Here is a 22,640-nt window from a genome sequence, read left to right on the forward strand (position 1 = left end):
TCATCTGGCGTCCCAGAAGGCGAACACGCCACGAGTCAACGACACGGGAACGGGCTCCGGGCGGACGGCGGACGGCGGACGGCGGACGGCGGACGGCGGACGGCGGACGGCGGACGGCGGACGGCGGACGGCGGACGGCGGACGGCGGACGGCGGATTCACCAGACGACGACTCCGCCGCCCAGGTCGATCGCTCGCCGGGCCGCCTGGATGATGTTGTTCAGGCGGAACGAGATGTACTCCTCGGAACGTTCCGTAGCGGCCGCGAGCGCGGGGATGTTCGTGCGGATCAGCTCGCACTCGGAGAGGAAGCTCGGAACGTCCCCGGGGTCGACCCATAGGTCTCCGTCTGCGAGGACGGGCAGGTAGCGAGCCCCAAGTTCCCGTACGGCCTCCGAGCCCCAGAGCATCGTGCGCATCCGCTCGTGCCCGGCCAGGTGAGAACCGTCCGCCGGCGAGTCGAGCAACACTCGCTCGCCGGCTTCGTTCATGACGAAGACATCCACCAAGAGGCTCACCGCGTCCATTGAACAGGGCAAAGCCGGACAAGACCACTCGCGCGCCACTGAAAGCACTGTCAACGCAACCTAGGTCTGTTCACGCATGCTACGCGTGTGTATGGTGTCGACCACTGCGATGCTGAACGGACCGGGGGATCCATGTCGAAGGCTTCCGCGCAAGTGACCGCCGCCGAGATCTCGCGTCTTGCCGGGGTCACGCGCGCCACGGTGAGCAACTGGCGCCGCCGGCACGAGGACTTTCCGGCTCCGAACGGCGGTACGGACAGCAGCCCGCTCTACGACCTGAACGCCGTACGGGCCTGGCTGAGAGCGCGCGGGCAGGCCTCGACCGCGACTCCCGCCGGGGAACTGCGCGCGACGCTGCGCCTCCACAGTGGGGACGGCACTCTCGTCGGACGCCTGCTCCCCCTGGTCCTCGCCGCCGCCCACCTCAGTGCGTCGGCAGTGACCAAGTTGAGCGAGCTCGATGACGCGGACCTCGCCGCTCGTGCGTGCGAAACGGTCGCCCACCTGGCCGACGACCATCTGGCCGACAACCGTCTGGCCGACAATCATCTGGCCGACAACACGGTGCCGGGCGCGGACGACGTCCAGTACGTGGCCGAGGACGCACGCGCGCTACGCGCTCTGTTGCATTGCGTCCGGGACGACAGCGCACAGTCCGCGTTGGACGTACTGGCCGAACGGGAGTTGGAGAACAGCGCCTCCCCTGGGACGTACCACACGCCGCCGCAGCTCGCCGATTTGATGGCGCGGCTCCTGGCTCCGCCTAATGGTCCGTACCCGAAACGGGTTCTCGACCCGGCCTGCGGCAGCGGGACACTGCTGACAAGCGCGGCCCTGCAGGGGGCTTCCGTCCTGCTCGGCCAAGACCGCCTGCCGGTCCAGGCACAGCGCAGCGCCGTGCGCCTGCTACTGCACTCCCCCGACGCCGACGCCGACGCCGACGTGACCGTACGGGCCGGGGACAGCCTGCGCGCCGACGCGTTCACGGACGTGATGGTCAACGGCGTCCTGTGCAATCCGCCGTACGGAGACCGCGACTGGGGTCACGACGACCTGGCCCACGACCGGCGCTGGATGTACGGGGCTCCCGCGCGCGCGGAATCTGAGCTGGCCTGGGTTCAGCATTCGCTGTCGCATCTGGCCGCCGGCGGGCTGGCCGTCATGCTGCTTCCGCCATCCGTGGCCGCCCGTACCTCCGGCCGCCGCGTACGGTCCGAGCTGCTGCGCGGTGGCGCGGTGCGGGCCGTCATCGCCCTGCCGCCCAAGATCGCGGCTCCGCTGCACATCGGCCTGCATCTGTGGATTCTGGAACGTCCCAGGCCCGGAGGCCCGGCACGAGACACCGTTCTGTTCATGGAAACGTCCGGCAGCGAGCGGGTGGCAAGCGGCTGGGACGCGCTGAACGCGGCCGTGCTGTCCGCGTGGCGAGCGTTCGACGCGGATCCCGACGGCTTCGCGTCGGAGCCGGGGACCGTGTCCGCCGTTCGCATCATCGATCTCCTGGACGAGTTCGTCGACCTCACGCCCGCCCGGCATGTCCGTACCGCCGTACCGGCCGATCCGGCCACGGCCGCGAGCAAGGCCGTGAAGCTGACCAAACGGCTGGCCGGGAGCGTCGCTTCCCTGACCGTCGCGAGCACTCTGGGCGAGTGGTGCGCGGCCGGGGACGAGCCCCGTGGTTGGCGTACGGCCACGGTCGCCGACCTGGCACACGCCGGTGCCCTCACGCTCTATCGCGCCACGCGCGGCTCGGAGGTACTGGCGAAGCACACCGGACGGCCCGTACTGACCGGCCATGACCTGGCCACAGGGGGACGTGCCACCGGGGACGCGAACGAGATCCGCCCCATCGCGCCGACCATCATCGCACCGGGGGATGTGCTTCTTTCCAGCGTTCTCGACCCGCGCGGGGCCGCGTCCAAGGTCGCCGATGACGAGGACGCGAAGTGCCTGCTGGGGCCGAACGTGCATCTGCTCCGCGCCAACGCCGAGCGGCTGGACCCTTGGTTCCTGGTGGGTTTCCTCGGTGCGCCCGACAACGTCAACCGGGCGTCCAGCGGCACGTCCACCGTGCACCTGGACGTACGGCGCCTGCGCGTCCCGCTCCTCCCCCTCGACGAGCAACGCCGCTACGGCCGTGCCTTCCGGCGCCTGCACGAGCTTCGTACGGCGATACGCCAGGCGGACGAAGCGGCCACCCAGGCCGCGAAGCTCTTGTCCGCCGGTCTCACCACCGGATCGCTGCTGCCGCCGACCGGCGATCCCACCTGACTGCGTCACGGCCACCGAATGTAGATCCACTGGCCGGGCGCCGGGCCGGGACGCGGGGGCGGGGGCGGGGGCGCGGGGGCGGTCCGCTTCTCGGCGGCCTCCGCCGCCCGGCGTTCCCGGCGTTACCGGCGTCCGGAAATCCACCCCGGGAATCCACCAGAAACCATCGGGAAACCACTGGAACGAACCATGCCAGTAATTGCTGGCCGAGTACGGCCAGGGTCGTTGTCCGGTCGCCGGGGGCGTGCTCCGATCGAGCCGTCATCACCAGTCCCCCGCTTGACGAGTCACCGAGGAGTCACCATGGCACGCCGCCTCATCACCTCTCTCGCGCTCGCCGCCGCGACCGCCGCCGCCTCCGTCGCGATGGCCGCCCCGTCGTCCGCCGCCACCTACCAGTGGTCGGCCGGACAACTCAGCCCGCAGTACGTCTTCGGCAGCGGCGGCACCGCCTGCTACTACCGGATCCGGTACGGCAACTTCGGCAACGTCGCGTACGCGCAGATCCGGTTCTACGCCGGGGCATGCGGCGGTACGCGCGCCGTCGCGCTCGGCCAGACCGGCGGGACCATCACCGAATACTGGGACGACCAGAGCGCCATCACGGGCGCGGATGGATGCGGCCAGTACATCGAGATCCAGGCGACCTCCGTCCCCGACCGCATCGGCGTCGGTATGGAGGTCCACCGGCCCAACAACGCGGGTGTCAACACGTACTGGCACACCACCACCGCGGGCCAGCAGACACCCGTCAGGTACTGCTGAGCCGACACCGTGGAAACTGCCAAACGCTGGTGCGCGCTCGTCGCCCTCGCCTTGGCCGCGACACTCCTGACCGGAGTGACGCCGGCCGATTCCGCACAGCAAGCCTGTTCTCTGGCTCCTACAGGGGGCCGAATCACGGAAACCGTGGCCGACGGGCGCGAATACCTGCTCTACGTTCCCGCCGGTATCCCCGGCCCTAACGCTCCACTCCTTGTGAGCATGCACGGCTGGGGCGGCAACCCCGCCGCCCATGCCGACGCCTCAGGACTGGACGACTTCGCCGACACCTACAAGGCGATCGTCGCGTACCCCAAGGGCGTCACCACACCGCTCACGCAGTTCGGCGCTACGGGAACCGGCTGGGATTACCGCTTCCAGGCGAGCGCCGACATCACGTTCCTGCGCGACGTGGTGGCCGACATCAAGAGCACCCGGTGCGTGAACCCGCGCCAGGTACACGCCGAAGGCCTGTCCATGGGCGGTCCCATGAGCCAGCGCCTCGCCTGCGAGGCCTCGGACGTCTTCGCCTCCGTCATCTCCTCCATGGCCAACGACGTGGAGGAACCCTGGGTCGACCTCGTCACCGGCGCCAGTTCCCCATCACAGGCGTGCGATCCGGATCGTCCCGTCTCCGTCTACCTGTCCTGCGGGCTGTTCGACATCGCCACGCCCAACGGATGCGAACCGACCGCCATCGCCTGGGCCGAACGGTCGGGCTGCGCCCCCTCAGGGGGAGTCGACGACGCGTACGGCCACAAACGCACCTACACGCAATGCGACGCCGGTACGCAGGTCATCTGGCGCCGATGGTTCTGGCAGCCGCACAACTATCTGTGGGGCGCCTACCGGGACCAGTGGTTCAGCGAGATGAACCAGTTCTTCGCCGCCAATCCCCGGCCCTGGTAGCGAGGGCGAGCACGCACTCGCCGCCGGATCGGCGGGGCGATCCGGCGGCGACTGTCCCCCTCACGACCAGACACCTGTCCTCGCAGCCGGACCAGTGTCCTCACGGCCGGACCAGTGTCCTCACGGCCGGACCCGTGTCCTCACGGCCGGACCCGTGTCTCACGGCCGGACCCGTGTCCTCAGGACCAGACACGTCCTCACAGCCGGACCCGTGTCCTCACGGCCAGACACGTGTCCTCAGGACCAGATGATGACGCCGAGCGTGGACACGTGCAGGAGCGCGACCGCGTCCTCGGTCAGCTTCGCGTCCGGAGACGCTCCGGCCGTCACCACCACGTACCGGCCCTCGCTCCCCACGCGGCCATCCTTCGGCGCACCCGCCTTGGACACATCGGTTGCGAACTTCAAGTCGTCGTAGGCCAGCTTGTCCAGCACGCCTAGCGCTGTGGACGTGTCGGGGAACCGCAGCACATGGCCGGTCACCAGGACGTTCCCGGTCGTCCGGTACGTCATCTCGACGCGTCCCTCGCAGCCCAGCCCGGACAGCAGGTCACGGCGCCGCTGATCGACCGCCCCGGCCACGCACCCCTCGCGGCTGTCGAGCGTCCGGCCCCGGACCGGATCGAACGTGGCGGCCCGCCCGTTGTTGCGGATGTCCTGCCGCTCATCCGTCGTGTAGAGGTCATCGACGTCGAACGAGACGGTCCGCGTGGGCGAGTCCCAGGCATTGTTCCGGCTCTGGACCGTGGCCCGTACGACAGGGGCCACGACCGCCAGCATCGCGATCGCCGTCACCACGGCGAGCACGATCCGGCGCTTCCGGTCCTGCGGCAGGTTCTCGGCCAGGACGACAACGGTCAGCGCTTTCCGGTCATGGTGGCACTGCCGCGAGTGGGTGTCCTGCCGGTACACGAGGTAGTCGTCCCACGGCCAGAGTCCGGGAGTGCTGCTGCTGCCCCACACCGGCATCCAGCGCCCGAACGCCTGCTTCCAGCCCGGCTTGCTCACGCCGTCGAGCCCGACCAACCGGATTCCGGCGATGCGGTGGCCGACCGTACAGCCCCACAGGACCAGCCGTCCCATCCGCATGAACACATAGACCGCGAGCGAGGCGATCGCGGCGACCACGATCATGACGACCAGCACGGCATCGTCCGGCTGGACCGACTCCGGCCCCATCGCCACCAGTATGAGCAGGACGTACGGGCCCAGCGTCGCCAGCGGAATGGTCACCAGGTCCAGCAGCCGGGCGACGAGCCGCTGACGGCCGGTCGCCAGCACCCGTACCGTCCGCGTCCCGCCCTCAGAGGGATCGGCCGGCGGATCGGTCGGCTCGGTCGGCTCGGCACCGGGATGGAGGAAAACCGGGAGCTTCCTGGGTGTCTCGATCACGGTGCCCCATACAACACCAGCGGTACCGGCGATGTTCGGCGAATTCGCACGATCACTCTGAGTGAGTGGAAGCATGGTGACAGTGTCCGGGGTTCGCAACAACGGGGTTCGTAACAACGGGGTTTGCAACGGGGAGCGCCGCCGTCCGGCCCGCCTGCTCCTGTGGTCGCTCGCCGTCGCGGCCACCGTGATCGTCCTGCTGGTCCTGCGGCAGCCGCTGGACGTCGGCGACAAGATCGCGAGCGTCGTCGGCATGGTCGTCGGACTGGCGGCGCTGGGACTGACGCTGTACGCGACGTTCTTCCGGGACGCGGGCGGCGAACGCCAGGCTCCTGAGGCGCTCGCCGACGACCTCGCCGGCATCGTCGGACGGCAGTGGCGGGAGGAGGCGGAGGCCCGCAGGCTGTTCGAGCCGCAGGCGCTCCGGCTGGCCTGGTCGGCGACCGGCCGCCCGGTGTCGGACCACCCTTCGGCCGTCGCGGGCGCCGATCGGGACGGGCCACCCGTACGGCTGCGGCTCGACGGCGAGCTCGGCCACCGGCTCCAGGACCTGGCCCGGCGGTTCGAGGCGCTGCCCAGCGGACGGCTGGTCGTCCTCGGCGAGCCCGGCGCGGGCAAGAGCGTGCTGGCCATCCTGCTGACACTCGGCTTGATGACCAGGCGCGGCCTGACGAGCGGGCGCACCTCGATGACCGGACGCGGCGGGGGCGACCCGGTACCGGTCCTGCTTCCCGTCGCGTCCTGGGACCCGCTGTCGGAACGCCTCGACGCGTGGATCATCCGCTCGCTGGCCGCCGGCTACTACAACGGCCGGACGGACAACCCGCGGATCCTGCACGACCGGCGGCTGCTCATCCCCGTCCTGGACGGCCTGGACGAGATCCCCGAGACCCTGCGTTCGGCGGCGATCCGCGAGATCAACCGCACCGTCTCCGCCGACATCCCGCTCGTCGTCACCTGCCGTTCGGCCGAGTACGAGGAGGCCGTCGCGGGCCAGGGAGAGGTGATGCGCCGGGCCGCCGTCGTCGAGATCGAGCCGGTCGCCGTGACCGACACCATCGCCTACCTGAGCGGCGTCCACTGGCCACCGGGCACCGACTGGGAACCCGTCTTCCAGCACCTGCGCGAGCATCCGGACGGGCCGCTGGCCATGACCTTCTCGACACCCCTCATGGTCTCGCTCGCCCGGACCATCTACGGGCGTTCCGGCGACCCGGCCGAACTACTGGACCCGGACCGCTTCGGGCACCGCCAGGCCGCCGAGGACGAACTGCTCGACATGGTCGTCCCCGCCGCGTACGCCCACGACGAACGTCCCGGCGCCGACCCCGGCACGGCGCCACGCTGGACGGCCGCCCAAGCGGAGACCTGGCTGACCTACCTCGCCGGCCACATGCACGAGGCACGGGAACGCGACTTCGCCTGGTGGCGGCTCGCCAGGCGGACCCTGTCCGCATGGACGGCCCCCATCGTCGGAATCGTGATCGGCGCCGTACTCACCATCGCCGGCGCTCCGCTGGCTCTGGCATGGGACGACAGCCCGTTCCTGCTCCTGGCCGGGAGCGGAGGCGTGGCCATCGTTTCCATGGTCGTCTGGTACGCGACCGCCACGCGCTCCCCGGAACGGCTCAACCTGGTCCGGCACGGGTCCGTGGACCGGCTCCGCCGGGGATGCGTCACCGGCCTCGCCATCTTCGCTATCCCCACGGTCCCAGCGGTCATCGGCATCCTGGTGGACGCCCTGGGCGACGTCGGGTTCTCCAGCGGGCGCCCCGCCGTTCCGATCGCCGCGCTCCTACCGATGTGCCTTGTGGTGGGCGCCGGACTGGCGACACACCACTGGCTGAGCGCCTCGCCCGAACGCGCTGCCCAGGTGACCCCCCGAGGCTTCCTGCTCCAGGACCGAACCTCCTCGCTCGTGGCCGCCGCCGCCTCGGGAATCGCCGCAGGACTGACACTGGTCCCCACGGTCGCCGTCAGCGTGGTGCTCATGGACCTGGCCGGCGGCGTGACCTCCCTCGTCGTTGACCGCGACCCCCGACTCTCCGAATTCCACCTGTTCCAGAGCGTGGGCCTGCCCGCCCAGCTGGAGGGTGCGCTCGCGTTCGCCCCGATCGTCGCCGTCACGTTCGGCTTCATGGTGCTCCTGTCACGCGCCTGGCCGAAATTCGCGGTCGCCAGGGTCGCCCTCGCGCTTCGGGGCCGGACACCGTTGCGGCTGATCGACTTTCTCGATGACGCCCGCGCTCGGGGCCTCCTACGCCAGGTAGGCGGCGTCTACCAGTTCCGCCACGCCCGCCTGCAGGAACGCCTCGTCAGCCGCCGGGCCCGTCCCGCCCTCGACGACCCGGGCCGCAATGCTTTGGACGACTCTGCTCTGGACGACTCGGCTTTGGACGGCTCCGCCCGCCGCCGGTCACGGCGTCCCGTCCGGGCGGCCATGGTGGCGTTCTGCCTCATTGCCGCCGGCGGAGCGGTGCCCGCCGGGAACCACCTGCGCTGCGCCGGCACATGGTCGCTGGACCCCACCACCCGCATGCAGCGGCTACCCGGGAACGGCGGTACGGAATGCGTCGGGCTCTTCGATGGGCCCCTCAATGGGCACGGCGATGGAGACGGCGATGGGCACGGTATCGGCGGGCCGGGATGGCCTCAAGGAGCCGACGCCGCCGCGTACAAGGCGGTGTACAGATGGATCGACAGGACGAACAGACGAGCCGTCCGGGATCCGCGCCATCTGGTCGTCGTGGTGTCGGCCCCCCTGCATGCCGCCGGGACATACGGCCGGCACACGTTGCTGCGCCAGCTCCAGGGGATCGCCCTCGCGCACAAAAGGGTCAACGACACGACACGGCCGCTCCGGCTGATGATCGCGACTCAGGGCACGGACGACGACACCGCCGACCTGGTGCGGCGGATCGTCTCCGACCGCGCGGTACGCGACGGTCGTTGGGCGGGACTCGTCACGCTGGGTGACGAGGAGATCCAGGATCAGAGGATCGACTACGCCCCAGCGGGCGCCAATCGCGCGCAGCTTCTCAACGGTGATCCCCTAGAACAGGGGACGGTTTCCCTGGCCGCGTCCGCCGACCTCGTCGACTCTTTCGTGGCCCGCTACATCGGGCAGCATCATGCGGCCGCTCCCCTTGTCGTACGGGACCCCCGCGATAGCGCTTCGACGGATTTCCACATCCAACTGCCGGCGGCGACGCCGATCGCCCCGACCCGCGAAGGAGCCATGCAAGCGTGCAAGGCGAAGGCCGACCGGCTCGTGGTGTACGCCGACGAACCAGGCAAATTCCTCGGTTTCCTGAGGCTCCTGCAGCGCGCCTGCGCATCGGAGTACCCGACGATGCTGGTCAAGGAGCACACCGCCAGGCGGATCATGGCTTCTGGAGACCTCCCTCTCTCGTCCCCCGCGCGCGGCCTGCGGATCCGATACCCGGTGACCGCGAGCGCCGCCGCTTGGACCAGCTGCGCCGGGCTCCGCTCGTTCATGGGAGCGCCTGATGCGCCCGGGCTCGGCGACCCTTGCGGGGACACCTGGGGAGACTCGCTGCTGGCCTTCGATCTCCTGCGCCTCATCTCGGCGCTCGCCTTCCATTCGCACGGCAGGAAGGACCTCCGCCTGGAGACCACCAACGGACTGAACCATGCCGTCGCCGACATGCGGGACTCACCGCCTCTGGAAGGCGCGTCCGGTGCCATCACCTTCCTCAAGGGCACCGGGTCCACCAACCCTGTGCGGGACAGTCCGATCGCCCTCATGGAGGCGGTCCTGCCGGAGAAAGCGGGAGGTGAGCCGCGGCTCGTATGGTTCTGCGGGACCTCACGGTGCGCCCCCGGGGATCCCGGTCGGCCGGGGACGCAGCCGGAGTGAGGGCCGGGAAACGATCAAGGGCCCGATCCGGTGTGGATGGGCCCTTGCGGTGCGCCTCGCGGCTTGATCTTGCTCCCGCGACTGGACTCGAACCAGTAACCTGCCGGTTAACAGCCGGCTGCTCTGCCAATTGAGCTACGCGGGATCGTCGTGGCCGGTGAGAACGCGGTCCCTACCGGCGCGTCTAGATTAGCGCATCCGGTGCGGTGCTCGCGCACCGATAAATCGGGGCGGACCGTGGATCCGGGGCGACTGGGCTGCGACTTCCTGGGTATGTGAGGGGTCACCAACCGCAGCACCGGGGGTTTGACTATGAAGTACCGCGCAATGTTCTTCGCGGGTGCGGCCGTGGGCTACGTCATGGGGACGAAGGCCGGCCGCGAGAAGTACGAGCAGATGAAACTGGCCTCGCAGCGGTTCACCGAGAACCCGAGGGTGCAGGAGGCCACCGAGATGCTCCGCACCAAGGGCGGCGAGCTCGCCGGGGCCGCGCGGGAGCGGGTACCCGAGCAGATCGGGAACCGGATGCCCGGCAAGCACCGCGACGAGATGCCGCAGGAGTACCGGGATCCGCGGCAGGAGACCACCACCCACCCGAGAACCGTCCTCTAGGCCCGTCCGGGAGCAAGGCCTGCCCGGGAGCAGACCGTCCGGGAGCATGGCCTGTCCGGGAGCAGGACCGTCCCGGCTGCTAGGGCTTGTCTCAAAGTGGCCTCAGCCACCGCGCGAGCGCGTTACCTGGCCGGTGAGGCGATGCCGGAGGCGAGCCTCGCCGGCCAGATCGCGAAGCGATGCCGCGCTCGCACAGGCACGGTCACGGTGCGAGCCGCCAGGCGAGCGGCCCTGGGCCGGGTCTTTAGAAACACTGCCTAGAGGCCGGTCTGGCGGCGCAGGTCCGCCAGGAGCTGTTCGGCCTGGGCGCGCAGGCCCGGGTCGGACGGGTCCAGGCCGGGCTCGAACACGAAGCTCCAGTGCACGTCGCCGCCGCCGGACGGGCGGCGGCCGGCGATTCGGACACTGCCGCCGCCCGGAAGCTTGGCGTGCCGGGTCACCGCGATGGTGGCCGTCACGCGCTCCCGTACGGTCTCGGGAACCGAACCCGGCTCGGTGAGCTGGACGTGGTGCTCGGGGCCACTGGACGTCTCGTGGACGTGCAGCCACCCGTCCTTCCAGTTGGCCTGGTCGATCCGTTCCCACGGGATGCGGGTGAAGTCGCCGGAGACCGTCGGCAGGTGCAGGGCCGTGGAGGTCGCGACGACGTACGAGCCGCCGCGCGTGGGCGCGGTGGCCAGCGTGCGCTCGCCCCGTTCGAGGGCGAGCCGGTCGCGGACAGGGCCGGGCGGCCGGCGGGAGAGGCGCATGCGACCACCGTAAACGATCAGGCCGCACGCTCAGGCGCCCCGCCCGTTCAGGCGGCGCGGGGGGCGCGGCGGGCGCCGAGGAGGTCCAGGACGAGGGCGGCTGACCAGCTGTAATCGTGGCTGCCCCGGCCGGTGCCGTCGAACGGGTCGAAGTACTCGCGGAAACCCGACTGGCGCACCAGGCGCAGGGTCGAGCCGTACAGCAGGTCGGCTATCACGGTGTGACCGTGCGCCAGCGCGCCGTACCAGAGGAGCCAGTTGGTGTTGATCCAGGTGGGCCCGCGCCAGTAGCCGCCCCTGTCGAACGCGGGGGCCTGGATGTCGCAGGTGGGGACCGGATAGCCGGCGGCGCCGGCGAAGCGGGCCGACAGGAGCAGGTCGACCAGGTTGCGGACGATCGAGGCGGGCAGTTCGGGGTCCAGGAGCGGCGCGAAGGCGGCCACGGTGACGACCGGGAGCAGGCGGTCGTCGCGCAGGTCGCGGGCGCGGAAGCAGGCGCTCTCGCAGTCCCACAGGCGGTCGGTGATGGCCCGGTGAACGCGCTCGGCCCGTTCGCGGTGCTGTACGGGGTCGCGGCCCAGGATCACGGCGATCTCGGCCAGGGCATGGGTGGAGGCGAGGTACGTGGCGTTCACCAGGGGATCTTCGACGATGAACGGGTGGGCCTCCCGTATGTAGTCGTGCCGGTAGCCCGCCTCGCGTAGGAGAGTCACCAGCCACACGTACCGCTCGTAGTCCTCGCCTGTAGGGATGCTGTACGTGTTGCGATGCGGCGCGTACAGCGCGGGAGGAAGCTGGAGGGCTCCCAGGGGGCGGTCCCAGGCGGGGCTGTTGTCCTGGCCCGATTCCCAGGGGTGGCAGATGGCGATGAGGCCGCTGGAATCCACGTCCCTGCAACGGGCCAGGTAATCGTGCTGGGCCACGAGGCGGGGATAGACGCGGGCCAGGAATGCACGGCTGCGCTCGGCTTCGGCGGGCGTCGCGCATTCGTGCAGGCGCAGGACGGCCATGGCCTGCAGCGGAGGTTGTGTAAGGGCCGAGGTGTGAACCTTGCGGGGCGCGGCGGGCTGTTCGGCACTGCACCACAGTTCGGGACCCGGGAAGTACGCGTGGCGCGGGAGCCGGGTGTTGAAGACCATGTGCGGGAGCAGACCGTCCCGCCACTGGCCGCGGAACAGGGACATCAGCTCGCGTTCGGCCCGGTCGCGCCGGTGCCTGGCCAGGCCCATGGCGACGAACGTCGAGTCCCAGCTCCACTGGTGCGGGTAGAGACCCGGCGAGGGAACGGTGCCCGTCCCCGTCCAGTTGGCATCGAGGACTCGCGCCGCGGCGTCCCAGAGCGCGGTTTCGTCGCCGGTCAGACGGGTGGTCATAAGGCCAGCGCGACCTCCTCGCGAGGTACTGGGGCTACCGCGATTGTGACCGCAGAAACCGGGTCCGGCGACCCCTGAAGCGGCGGTGCTTGTCTACACGAGGACGTTGCTTCCGGTAATTCAGGCACCGTCATTCAGGCACCGTGAGCCAAGCACCGTGAGCCAAGCACCATGAGTCAGGCACCATGAGTCAGACGGCGGGCGCGGCGCGCTGCAGGAACCAGTCGAGGATCTCCTCGCCCGCGAGGATGCCCTTGGCCGTGGTGAGCGTGGTCGTGGGTGACGTCCAGCCGGTGTCGTGCAGTTCGCCGTGGGCGGGCCTGATGGAGGCGGTGGCGGCTTCCAGGAGTTCGATGTCCAGGAGGGAGTCTCCGGCGGCGAGCATCGTTTCCTCTCCCGTGCGGCGCGCCACCTCCTGGGCGGCGGCGGCCTTGGTGAGACCGGCGGGGAGGCAGTAGACCTTGCGGCCCTGGAGCGACGTACGCCAGCCGCGTTCGGCGCACCAGCCGGTGAGGTCCTCCACCCAGGTGAGCGGTAGGCCGGCCCTGTCGACGACCATGTAGGCGAAGAGGTCCGACGCGGTACGGCGCTTGAGGACGAAGTCGCCGTGGATGCTTTCGAGGTGTTCCCCTACCTCGGCCAAGGTGGCGGCGGACCCGGTCACCAGGGCCTGCACGGCCGAGGTCCAGTCGGGATCCGCGACGCCGTCCACGAGGATGTGCCCGCCATTGGAGCAGATGGCGTAGGCGGAGGGCTTCTCCATCAGGTGCACCCTGGCGTACTGCTCGGGCGTACGCGTCGTCGTGGGAACGAACGTCGCGGCCCCGGCAAGGGCCTCCAGGGCACGCGAAGCCGTCTCCGTCATGTAGGACAGGGGGCTCGCCTGATACAGCTCCACGCAGAGCAGGCGGGGCATGGCCTCGTCGGGGCCTTCCAATCCCATGGCCGCCGTCGAGTAGATGAGCGTGCGATCCAGGTCAGAGCACACGAGAACGCCCATCAAGCCACATCCCTTTACAAAGTACGAATCAACGGGGGAATCAAGGGTTCAGAGCTACTGGACGGTGCCTTGACCGAAGCGCGGATGGATGAGGCCGACGCAGGCGTACGGGAAGTCCTCCAGGGAGATCTCTTCGTCTACCTCCTCGACGGGCACGCCGCGTTCGGCCGCCAGCAGCCGGATGTGGGCCAGTTCGGCCCCCGCACCGGCCCTGGCCAGGATCTTCCACGGAACGCGGCGCAGCAGCACCCGGGTCGTCTCCCCCACGCCCGGCTTGATCAGGTTGAGGTCGTCGACACCGTACGCCCGGCCCACCCGGCGGACCGCCTCCCAGCCCGACCAGTCGGGCGTACGGTCGGCGGCGAGCAGCCCCGGGAGGTCCTCGGCCACCCGACCGGCGACGTCGCCGAAGCGCGCGCACACCGCGTCCAGGAACGTCGCCGACACGTCCGCGCCGGCCAGCTCCGCGTAGAACTTGGCACCGTGGAAGTCGCCTGGACCGATCAGCTCGGCGTTCAGGACCGTACGGCTGACCAGGCCCGACACCGTGGAGTTCAGGCACGCGGACGGGATCAGGAAGTCCTCGCGGGTGCCGTGCAGCGGCGTGCAGCGGCCAGGGTCGGCGAGCACCGCCAGGTCGGCCGGGAAGCGGTGCCCGGTCGCGGCCGCGTACGCATCGAGCGCGGCCGTCAGCTCGCGGCTGATCGCACCCTTGCCCGTCCAGCCGTCCACGAACATCACCCGCGCGGGGTCGTACCGGGCGGCGAGGTGGCCGAGCGCGGCCTCGTCGATGCCGCGCCCGCGCACGATGCTGATCGCGTAGTGCGGCAGGTCGAGGCCGTGGGCGAAGCGTGCCCAGCGCCGGATCAGGACCCCGACCGGCGTCCCGGCGCGGGCCAGCGACACCAGGACGGCGTCCCGGCCGCGCTCGGCGATGATCATCTCGGTGATGATCCCGACGGCGTGCGCGAGCCGTTCGGCGGAGGCGTCCAGTGCCTCGTGGAAGAGCCGCTGATATTCGGGCCCCGGCTGGTACTCGACCGGCAGCGACTCGGCATAGTGCGCCCGGCCCGCCTGGATGGCCGCCTCACGTTCCTCCGTGGGCGCCTCAAGGTGTACGGCGGACAGGTCCTTCAGCAGCCACGTCACGTCCTCGGCCGGATAGCTCCCGAAGGCCGGTCCGTGCAGGGGACGTGCTTGGGAACCGACGGGAGGGGCTTTCCGGTACGAGGGGACGGTCGCCAGCACTACAGGGGCGAGCCGGGAAAGCTGCGCGAGCAGGCCATCCGCTAGGGCGGGAGTGTCACCGGCGTCGTCCACGACAAGGACGATGGCGTCGAACGCGCGGGACGGATCCGCCCCAGGTGCGACGTTGTAGGCATACCGCTCCCCGGGCCCATCGGCCGGGTCGTCATGCGAGGGAAAGGCCAGGCGCGTACGGATCGCATAGCCGGGGTCGTCCACCGCCAGTACGGGTGAACGGGTCGTGGTCGAGTAACGCACGTCGGCCTCAGCGGGCAGGACGTCCGCGAGGGCCTCGGCCAGCCGCAGCGGCGCGTACATCAGCTCCTCGAAGCCCAGCACCAGGACGCGCGGCAGACCCTCCAGGTGGGCGGCGTCCAGGTGGGTGGCAACACGGGCCGCCATGGCGGGAAGCTCCTTGCCGAGCCGTTCCCTGTGTTCGGGCAGGAAGCCGTGCCTCCCGCCATCGGGAAGGTCCTCGGGCCAGCCCAACTCCACCCGCGTCACACCGAACGGCTCGCCCGAAGGCTGCCCGAACGTTGGCTGCACGGACGATGGCTGCACGGACGATGGCTGCACGGACGCTGAATGCTCCGACGATGGCTGCTCGGACGCAGAGTGCCCGGACGCGGGTTGCTCGACAGCGCGGGACGAGAGTCCGGCCACAAGCTCCTGGCCCGTCTCCAGGATTCCCTCAGGCAGGGCCACCTGACCCGTGGCGAGAGCGACGACGTCGATACGGGCGTCCACCTCGGCGGCGAACGCGTCGAAGGCGTCCCGGTCGGCGCCGCTCCGCAGATCGACGAGCGCGGCCACCACGTAGTGCCGGCGCGGCCGGATCGCGTGCAGGGCCCGGATCGTGTTGATGACCGTGCGGCCGGTGGACAGCTCGTCGTCCACCAGGACCAGCGGGACGTCCCGTTCGAGCGTCCCGGGGTCGGCGGGCAGCAGCAGATGGCTGGTGGCGTGGCTGTGCTCCTCCTCGAAGCCGCCGTAGCGGCCGAAGCCGGTGACGGGCCGCCGGGTGGAGTGCAGGTAGAGCGCCCCGCCCAGCGCGTCCGCCACCGAATGCCCGAGCGCCGTCGCGGTCTCCGCGTAGCCGAGCACCATCGCGTCCACCGGCTCCCGAGGCTCGCACAGCCGGTCGCGCAGCACCGCCGCCGCTCCCGGGTCGCCGCTCAGCGCTCCGGCCAGCAGCGGCCCGTACGAGGCCGCGGAGGCGCCTTCATCGCGCTGAGCGTTCGGGTGCGGGGCGTTTAGGTGCTGAGCGTTCGGGTGCGGAGCGTTCAGGCACAGGCGGACGAGCTCGCCCAGCAGCAGCCCCGACCCGTACACCAGGCGCGGATCGGTCGGAACGTGCTTGCCCAGCACTGCCGACACCAGCAGGTGCGCGCGGCGCGGGTTGCGGCGCACGGCCAGCCCGACCAGATCGGCGAGCCCGGAGCCGACAGGGCGCTCGCCGTCCTGGAGGCGGACGTCCAGGCGGGACGAGACCCACTCCCCCGGCCACACAGTCTCCCCCGGCAACACGGACTTGCCCCGCAACACAGTCTCGCCCGGCAACACAGTCTCAGCCAACAGCGCCGCGTCTCCTTGCCGCGTAGCGTCGTCCTGCCGCGCAGCGTGGGGTGCTCGTACGTGCGCGCTCATCGGCCGCCCGCCGCTTCCAGCAGCTCGACGAACGTGACGTCCTCGGCCGCCACCCCGAAGACCTGGGCGCGCAGCATCAGCCGTTCGGCCCAGGCCCGGTGCGGCTTGGCCTCGTTCATCTTGTTGGCGTACACGCTGGCCATCGCTCCCCCGCCGGCCTCCCCGAGGATGTCGGAGGCGTCGCAGTACTCCTCGTGGGTCACCACCGACAGCGCGTGCACGGCCGCCACATGGGTCGGATGGATCACCGTCTTGCCGATCAGCCCGTTGGCCTTGTCCAGATGCACCTCGCGGATCAGCCCGTCCAGGTCCGAGGTGATCAGTCGTTCCCGCAGCGGCGCGGCGCGCTGCCGCTCGAACGGCGACTGCCGCAGCTGGGGCTTGAACATCCGCTCGCCGGCCGAGAAGTACTCCCAGACCGGGCCGGTGACCACGAAGCCGGTCCCGTCCGCGCGGCCGAGGATGTTGACCACCTCGGAGATCGCCCCCGCCACTGGCTGGATGTCATAGATGGTCAGGTCGGGCGGGCGCCGCAGGCCGTACGCGGCGGACATGTCGGTGGCACCGATCCGTACCGCCAGGATCCGCTCGCGGTGCTTGGCCAGCAGGGCCGCCACGTCCTGGAGCAGCTCCGACCGGGTCTCCCGGTAGACCGCCTGATGGCTCTCGATCACCGGCATCGCCAGCAGCCGGTGGCCGGTGCGGTCGGCGGCCTCCGCCACCGCCTCCAGGCAGTCGCCCGACACGGCGGTGAACTTGGGCAGCACGAACCCGCTGATCAGAGCGGCGGCGGCACCGAGCCGTACCGCCAGGGCCCCGATCTGCGCCGCCGTACGGACCCGTACGAACAGCAGCGGGGGCTCCTGGCCGCCGGCCTGGACCCGCCGCAGCTGCGCCACCAGGTTGTCCTCGGCCGCCGGGACGTCCTCGTCGGCGATCGCGTCCTCAAGGCAGAGGACCATGCTGGTCACCCCGCGCCGGGCCGCCTTGACCACGTCGTCGGCCAGGGTCGGCCGGGTCGCCGGGCTGTAGAGCGTGGCACCGAGCGCGACCGCCAGGACAGCGGGATCGTCATGGCGGTCGAACGCTCGGGGCTGCCGGTGGAACAGCCGCTTGCGCAGCCCGCTGTCGATGTGGTCAAAGTGCCGCATGCACTCCGGGCCCTCCCGCTCGGCCCGGCCATGGGGACACCGTCACGCTCGACACCGCCGCACCCAAGAACGCTGCCCTCAAGGACCCCGCACTCAAGGACCCCGCATTCAAGGACGCTGCCGAGCCCGAAGACATGGCCGACCCCGAGCACACCCTCATGCTCGGGGACACGGCCGCACTCGGGGACACCGCCGTACTCAAAGGTGCGCGGAGACCGTCGGGAGAAGGTGCTGGAAGGTACGCCCGTTGGCGGTGGCGCCGATCGCCGTCATCGACCAGCCCTGACCGTCCCGGGACACCTTCGCCATGATCTGGGCGTTGTGCTGGCCCGCACCGCTCAGCTCGTAGCGGGCGATCTCCTGGCCGGTGCCCTCGTCCACCAGACGGCAGAACGCGTTGGCGATCTGGGTGAAGTCCTGGCCGGTGAACGAGTTGACGGTGAACACCAGCTGGGTGACGTTGGCCGGCACCGAGGCCAGATCGACGTTGATGACCTCGTCGTCGCCCTCGCCCTCACCGGTCATGTTGTCGCCGGTGTGCAGCACCGAGCCGTCCTTGCTGCGCAGCTGGCGGAACCACACCGAGTCGGCGAGGTTGCCGCCGGCGTCGAACAGCAGGCAGGAGGCGTCCAGGTCGATCGACTGGGTCTTGGTCTTCCCGAACATGCCCTTCTTGGTGACCGCGTCCCAGCCCAGGCCCATCTTGACCCGGGTCAGGCCGCCGCCTCCCGGCTTCTCGAGCGAGACCTTCTGGCCCTTCTGCAGCGAGATCGACATCGTCGGCTCCTTTGCTAACGCTGATCCATCACACGGTCGTTTTGGTCACTGTCGCTGTTTGATCACTGTCGCTGGTTGATCACTGTCGCTGTTCGGTCACCGGCGCTGTTTGTTCACCGGCACTGTTCGGTCACCGGCGCGGCCTTGCTTCACACCTTGGTGGAGTGCAGCTGCTTGTCCTCGCCCGCCGTGCCTCCGGAGGCCTCGTCCCGGCCCCGGTTGCGGATGATCGAGCTGATGAACGCCGCGATGATCAGGCCCGCGCCCAGTCCGCCGGTGATCCACTCGGGTACGTGCTGGGCGATGCTGATCAGCATGCACGTGGCCAGGGCACCGATCGCCCAGTGCGCGCCGTGCTCCAGGTAGACGTACTCGTGCAGGGTCCCCTTGCGCACCAGGAAGACCGTGAGCGAACGGATGTACATGGCGCCGATGCCCAGCCCGAGCGCGATCACGATCGGGTCGGTGCTGATGGCGAACGCGCCGATGACACCGTCGAACGAGAACGAGGCGTCCAGGACCTCCAGGTACAGGAACAGGAAGAAGCCCGCCTTGCCGGTGGCCAGCGCGAGGTTGTTCGGGCCCTTGCGGGACACCGCCGTCTCGCCGGCCTTGCTCTCGGCACCACTGCCCTCGGCACCACTGCCCTCGTCGCCGTCCTCGTCGAGGTCGACCACGCCGGCGCTGGAGAACAGCTCGCCCAGCCCGTTCACCAGGATGTAGGTGACCATGCCCAGCACCCCGGCGATCATCACATCGCCCGGGTTGTCGGCCCACAGCCCTGACACCACCGCGAGCGCGCCGCCCGCCACGACGACCGACAGCTGGTCGAGCTTGCCGATCCGGGCCAGCGGCTTCTCCAGCCACGGCAGCCACTTGTCCGCGCGGTCCTCGAACACGAAGTCCAGGAACAGCATCAGCAGGAACATCCCGCCGAACGCGGCGATCGTCGGGTACGCCGTCTCCATCGCGTGGTGGTACTTGTCCGGCTCGTTCAGGGCCAGGTCGAACGCCTCGATCGGCCCCAGCCCGGCGGTGATCACCACGATCAGCAACGGGAAGACCAGCCGCATACCGAACACCGCGATCGCGATGCCGATGGTCAGGAAGATCTTCTGCCAGAACGGGCTCATCCGGTCCAGCACCTTGGCGTTGACCACGGCGTTGTCGAACGAGAGCGAGATCTCGAGGATGGCCAGTACGGTCACCAGGGCGAGGCCGGGGAGGCCCCCGTACCAGAGCGCGATGGCGAGGCCGATGGCGGTGACGCCGAAGGACCACCCGAAGGTGCGAAGAATCATGCGTACATTTCTGTTCGTTAGCGGGGCGCCGGCGGGTCAGCCGACGTTGACGCCGAAGTCGGTGGCGATTCCGGCCAGACCCGAGGCGTACCCCTGGCCGACGGCACGGAACTTCCACTCGCCGCCGCGCCGGTAGAGCTCGCCGAACACCATCGCCGTCTCGGTCGAGGCGTCCTCGGTGAGATCGAACCTGGCCAGCTCGTTGCCGTCGGTACGGTTCACGATCCGGATGAACGCGTTGCGGACCTGGCCGAAGCTCTGCCCGCGGTTGTCCGCGTCGTAGATGGAGACCGGGAAGACGATCCGGTCGCACTCGGGGGGGACGGTGTTGAGCTCGACATTGATCGACTCATCGTCGCCCTCGCCCTCACCGGTGAGGTTGTCCCCGGTGTGCTCGACCGATCCGTCCGGGCTCTTGAGATTGTTGAAGAAGACGAAGTGATGGTCCGACAGCACTTTACCGCCCGTTCCCAGCAGCAGCGCCGACGCGTCGAGGTCGAAGTCCGCGCCGGTCGAGGCCCGTACGTCCCAGCCGAGCCCCACGGACACGGCGGTGAGATCGGGCACTGCCTTCGTGAGCGAGACGTTGCCGCCCTTGGAGAGCGATACTCCCATGATCGAAATGCTCCCTGTCGCTGTCGGGACTGGGCCGGAAAAGTGCCGGGGCCGGGGGTCTGGCGGGGGCCAGGGTCTAGCGGGTCGAGGTCTAGCGGGCCGGGGTCTAGCGGGCCGGGGTCTAGCGGGCCGAGCCTTGGGAACCGGAGCCTTGGGGGACGAGCCGGTGCCGGGGACGGCCTTACAGGTTGACGCCGAAGTCGGTGGCGATCCCGGCCAGGCCCGAGGCGTACCCCTGGCCGACCGCGCGGAACTTCCACTCGGTGCCGTTGCGGTACAGCTCACCGAAGACCATCGCGGTCTCGGTGGAGGCGTCCTCGGTCAGGTCGTAGCGGGCCATCTCCGAGCGGTCGCCCGCGTTGACCACGCGGATGAACGCGTTGCGTACCTGGCCGAAGTTCTGCGAACGGGTGTCGGCGTCGTAGATCGACACGGCGAACGCCACCCGCTCGGCGGTGTCGGGCATCGCGCCGAAGTTGACGTTGATCTGCTCGTCGTCGCCCTCGCCGACGCCGGTCTTGTTGTCGCCGGTGTGCTCGACGCCGCCGTCGGGGGTACGGAGGTTGTTGAAGAACACGAAGTGCCCGTCAGAAAGGATCTTGCCCGAGGCGTCCAGCACCATCGCGGAGGCGTCCAGGTCGAAATCGGTGCCGGTGGTGGTCCGCAGGTCCCAGCCGAGGCCGACGGTCACCGCGGTCAGTCCCGGGGCCTGCTTGGTGAGGGAAACGTTGCCGCCCTTGCTGAGACTGACGCCCACAGTTCCTCCAAGATCGCTACCATTGCCGCCCGGGAACCCCGGCCGGCCTGCAGGACGCCGCACGCGTCCCGCTATACCCGACGTTGGAGCGATGCTATCCGTTCCCTGCCGAACCGTCGGCCCGCGATCCTGCCCAAGATCGAGACCCCGATCTCGTACAGGATGCGCCTGGACGGCGAACACACCGGGTCCCCTGGGCGACACTGGGTCTTCTGGGCGACACTGGCCTCCTGGGCGACACTGTCTTCTGGGCGACACCGTCTTCTGGGCGACACTGGTTCTTCCTAGGCGAACACTGGGCTTCCTAGGCGACACTGGGGGCGGGAGCGGGAGCGAGTAGGGAGGCGGCCCGTTGCGGGGAGCAGGAGATCAGCGTCGCCGCGGCCGCGGGCCGCGGCCGGACGGCGCCGCCGTCGAGGCCCGGGAGGGCGCGTCCACCGCGTTCTATGACATGGACCGGGCGCAGAAGTACCTGCAGGGCCGCGTGACCGTGTTCGGCGATCTGGACGCCAAGGCCGCCGCGCCCGTACGGCACGACTTCGGTGCCCTCAGCGACAACGCGGACGCCGCCGCCGTGGCCTATATCGCCGTCCTGGACGCCAACGACCTGGACGACGACCGCGAGCGGGGCCCGGCCGAGTACGACGCGGCCCGGCGGGCGTTCGTCGCGGTCACCGACCGGATGAAGAAGATCACACGGGATCTGGAGCGCTTCGGCGAGCGGCTCGCCCCGGAGATGGCGCGGCTGGAGTCGGCGCTGGACCAGCTGCCGCCCCGGCTCACCGCCGCCCGCGACGCCGTGGCCGCCGCCGACGCGGCGATCGCCGCGGCCCGTACGGCGGGAATGGACGCCACCGACCCCGAGGCCGGGCTGGCCCGGGCCCGCGAGTCCCTGGCGCAGCTGAGCTCCCAGGGCCTGGGCGGGCTGGGCCTGGCCGGAGCCATGGACAAGGCCGACGAGGTACGCCTGATCGCCGACCAGGCCCGGGAGGAGGCCGAGGAGCTCCCCCGGCTGGGGCAGAAGGTCCGCAACTCGCTGGCCTCGGTCCGGACCCGCTCCGACATGGTCGCCGGGCGGATCGACCCGGTACGGCAGGCGATGAAGCTGCTGCTGCGCAACTACTCGCTGGCCTGCTGGCAGGACCTCAAGGGCGCCCCCGAGTCCGTCGGCTCCGGCGTCGAACGGGCCCGCGAACGGCTGAACGAGGCGTCCGCGCACATCGCGCGCAACGAGTGGAAGCCGGCGCAGCGGATGCTGACCGCGGCCCGTACCGAGCTGAACAGCGCCGAGCGGCGCGCCGCGCAGGTCACCGGGCGGGTGGCCGAACTGGACGCGGTGGCGGCCGACCCGGGCAAGGCCGCCGAGTCCGCGCGGTTCGCCGTACGGGACGCCCAGAAGCTCGCGACCGCCCAGCCCGGCGGCGCCGCGCCGCACCACGCCCGCGCGCTGGACGCCCTCGTCGAACGCCTGGAGACGGCCCCGCGCCGCCTCACCGGCTCCCACCCGGACTACTGGTCGTACCTGCAGGAGCTGGAGGCCATCAAGACGGCGGCCGGCGACACCGTCACTCGCATCCGCGACGAGCGCGCCGGCCAGGGCTGAACGAACAGCCCTCCAGGCGAAGACGCCTTCACCCTGCCGCCCGCTCCGGTTGACTCGTGGCGTGTTCGCC

17 protein-coding genes and 1 tRNA gene are annotated in these 22,640 nt (G+C 70.2%); 6 read left to right on the forward strand and 12 right to left on the reverse strand.

Going from position 1 to position 22,640, the window contains the following annotated elements; genetic code table 11:
• Nucleotides 1-157 precede the first annotated feature (157 nt).
• Nucleotides 158-517, reverse strand: coding sequence for a hypothetical protein (locus tag ACH34Q_RS46460; RefSeq protein WP_395989676.1), 360 nt, complete (start codon nucleotides 515-517; stop codon nucleotides 158-160).
• A gap of 141 nt (nucleotides 518-658) precedes the next feature.
• Between ACH34Q_RS46460 and ACH34Q_RS46465 the strand changes: the two genes are divergently transcribed.
• The 3 genes from ACH34Q_RS46465 (at nucleotide 659) to ACH34Q_RS46475 (ending at nucleotide 4,468) form a co-directional block, all read left to right on the forward strand.
• Nucleotides 659-2,797, forward strand: a complete 2,139-nt coding sequence (locus tag ACH34Q_RS46465; RefSeq protein ID WP_395989677.1) for an N-6 DNA methylase — start codon at nucleotides 659-661, stop codon at nucleotides 2,795-2,797.
• A 303-nt stretch (nucleotides 2,798-3,100) separates the two neighbouring features.
• Nucleotides 3,101-3,562, forward strand: a complete 462-nt coding sequence (locus ACH34Q_RS46470) for a hypothetical protein (RefSeq protein WP_395989678.1) — start codon at nucleotides 3,101-3,103, stop codon at nucleotides 3,560-3,562.
• 144 nt (nucleotides 3,563-3,706) lie between these two features.
• Entirely contained in the window at nucleotides 3,707-4,468 is a 762-nt protein-coding gene (locus tag ACH34Q_RS46475; RefSeq protein WP_395989679.1) for an alpha/beta hydrolase family esterase, read from the forward strand.
• 237 nt (nucleotides 4,469-4,705) lie between these two features.
• Here ACH34Q_RS46475 and ACH34Q_RS46480 read toward each other — a convergent pair whose 3' ends face one another.
• The gene (locus ACH34Q_RS46480; protein ID WP_395989680.1) at nucleotides 4,706-5,860 is read right to left on the reverse strand and encodes an RDD family protein; all 1,155 of its coding nucleotides are present in this window, start codon (nucleotides 5,858-5,860) and stop codon (nucleotides 4,706-4,708) included.
• Between the two features lie 82 nt (nucleotides 5,861-5,942).
• On the opposite strand from ACH34Q_RS46480, the gene ACH34Q_RS46485 reads away from it, so the two are divergent.
• Nucleotides 5,943-9,740, forward strand: a complete 3,798-nt coding sequence (locus tag ACH34Q_RS46485) for a hypothetical protein (RefSeq protein ID WP_395989681.1) — start codon at nucleotides 5,943-5,945, stop codon at nucleotides 9,738-9,740.
• Nucleotides 9,741-9,812: 72 nt separating this feature from the next.
• Here ACH34Q_RS46485 and ACH34Q_RS46490 read toward each other — a convergent pair.
• Nucleotides 9,813-9,885 (reverse strand) — tRNA-Asn (locus ACH34Q_RS46490).
• Nucleotides 9,886-10,052: 167 nt separating this feature from the next.
• Between ACH34Q_RS46490 and ACH34Q_RS46495 the strand changes: the two genes are divergently transcribed.
• Nucleotides 10,053-10,352: a YtxH domain-containing protein gene (locus tag ACH34Q_RS46495; protein WP_395989682.1), complete on the forward strand. Its 300-nt coding sequence runs from the start codon at nucleotides 10,053-10,055 to the stop codon at nucleotides 10,350-10,352.
• A 257-nt stretch (nucleotides 10,353-10,609) separates the two neighbouring features.
• On the opposite strand, the gene ACH34Q_RS46500 is transcribed toward ACH34Q_RS46495, so the two are convergent.
• The 9 genes from ACH34Q_RS46500 to ACH34Q_RS46540 form a co-directional block, all read right to left on the reverse strand.
• Nucleotides 10,610-11,101, reverse strand: coding sequence for a hypothetical protein (locus ACH34Q_RS46500; RefSeq protein WP_395989683.1), 492 nt, complete (start codon nucleotides 11,099-11,101; stop codon nucleotides 10,610-10,612).
• 47 nt (nucleotides 11,102-11,148) lie between these two features.
• Nucleotides 11,149-12,474, reverse strand: coding sequence for an amylo-alpha-1,6-glucosidase (locus ACH34Q_RS46505; RefSeq protein WP_395989684.1), 1,326 nt, complete (start codon nucleotides 12,472-12,474; stop codon nucleotides 11,149-11,151).
• A 190-nt stretch (nucleotides 12,475-12,664) separates the two neighbouring features.
• Nucleotides 12,665-13,474, reverse strand: coding sequence for an HAD family hydrolase (locus tag ACH34Q_RS46510; protein WP_395989685.1), 810 nt, complete (start codon nucleotides 13,472-13,474; stop codon nucleotides 12,665-12,667).
• A 54-nt stretch (nucleotides 13,475-13,528) separates the two neighbouring features.
• A complete protein-coding gene (locus ACH34Q_RS46515) occupies nucleotides 13,529-16,294 on the reverse strand; it encodes a phosphoribosyltransferase (RefSeq protein ID WP_395989686.1) in 2,766 nt (921 codons plus the stop codon).
• Between the two features lie 68 nt (nucleotides 16,295-16,362).
• The gene (locus ACH34Q_RS46520; RefSeq protein WP_395989687.1) at nucleotides 16,363-17,517 is read right to left on the reverse strand and encodes an HpcH/HpaI aldolase/citrate lyase family protein; all 1,155 of its coding nucleotides are present in this window, start codon (nucleotides 17,515-17,517) and stop codon (nucleotides 16,363-16,365) included.
• A 198-nt stretch (nucleotides 17,518-17,715) separates the two neighbouring features.
• Entirely contained in the window at nucleotides 17,716-18,294 is a 579-nt protein-coding gene (locus ACH34Q_RS46525) for a TerD family protein (protein ID WP_395989688.1), read from the reverse strand.
• 149 nt (nucleotides 18,295-18,443) lie between these two features.
• The gene (locus ACH34Q_RS46530) at nucleotides 18,444-19,595 is read right to left on the reverse strand and encodes a DUF475 domain-containing protein (RefSeq protein ID WP_395989689.1); all 1,152 of its coding nucleotides are present in this window, start codon (nucleotides 19,593-19,595) and stop codon (nucleotides 18,444-18,446) included.
• A 36-nt stretch (nucleotides 19,596-19,631) separates the two neighbouring features.
• Nucleotides 19,632-20,210: a TerD family protein gene (locus tag ACH34Q_RS46535; protein WP_395989690.1), complete on the reverse strand. Its 579-nt coding sequence runs from the start codon at nucleotides 20,208-20,210 to the stop codon at nucleotides 19,632-19,634.
• A 181-nt stretch (nucleotides 20,211-20,391) separates the two neighbouring features.
• Complete coding sequence (locus ACH34Q_RS46540) at nucleotides 20,392-20,967, reverse strand: TerD family protein (protein ID WP_395989691.1); 576 nt, start codon at nucleotides 20,965-20,967, stop codon at nucleotides 20,392-20,394.
• Between the two features lie 352 nt (nucleotides 20,968-21,319).
• Here ACH34Q_RS46540 and ACH34Q_RS46545 point away from each other — a divergent pair, with 352 nt between their 5' ends.
• The gene (locus tag ACH34Q_RS46545) at nucleotides 21,320-22,570 is read left to right on the forward strand and encodes a molecular chaperone DnaJ (protein WP_395989692.1); all 1,251 of its coding nucleotides are present in this window, start codon (nucleotides 21,320-21,322) and stop codon (nucleotides 22,568-22,570) included.
• Nucleotides 22,571-22,640 lie beyond the last annotated feature (70 nt).

Origin of the sequence: Actinomadura sp. 9N407 (assembly GCF_044326315.1) — a bacterium.
Classification (GTDB): Bacteria; Actinomycetota; Actinomycetes; order Streptosporangiales; family Streptosporangiaceae; genus Spirillospora.

Coding starts and splice junctions, on each gene's coding strand:
- ACH34Q_RS46465 (WP_395989677.1), top strand. CDS start 659: ATGTCGAAGGCTTCCGCGCAAGTGACCGCCGCCGAGATCTCGCGTCTT.
- ACH34Q_RS46470 (WP_395989678.1), top strand. CDS start 3,101: ATGGCACGCCGCCTCATCACCTCTCTCGCGCTCGCCGCCGCGACCGCC.
- ACH34Q_RS46495 (WP_395989682.1), top strand. CDS start 10,053: ATGAAGTACCGCGCAATGTTCTTCGCGGGTGCGGCCGTGGGCTACGTC.
- ACH34Q_RS46500 (WP_395989683.1), bottom strand. CDS start 11,101: ATGCGCCTCTCCCGCCGGCCGCCCGGCCCTGTCCGCGACCGGCTCGCC.
- ACH34Q_RS46505 (WP_395989684.1), bottom strand. CDS start 12,474: ATGACCACCCGTCTGACCGGCGACGAAACCGCGCTCTGGGACGCCGCG.
- ACH34Q_RS46510 (WP_395989685.1), bottom strand. CDS start 13,474: ATGGGCGTTCTCGTGTGCTCTGACCTGGATCGCACGCTCATCTACTCG.
- ACH34Q_RS46520 (WP_395989687.1), bottom strand. CDS start 17,517: ATGCGGCACTTTGACCACATCGACAGCGGGCTGCGCAAGCGGCTGTTC.
- ACH34Q_RS46525 (WP_395989688.1), bottom strand. CDS start 18,294: ATGTCGATCTCGCTGCAGAAGGGCCAGAAGGTCTCGCTCGAGAAGCCG.
- ACH34Q_RS46530 (WP_395989689.1), bottom strand. CDS start 19,595: ATGATTCTTCGCACCTTCGGGTGGTCCTTCGGCGTCACCGCCATCGGC.
- ACH34Q_RS46535 (WP_395989690.1), bottom strand. CDS start 20,210: ATGGGAGTATCGCTCTCCAAGGGCGGCAACGTCTCGCTCACGAAGGCA.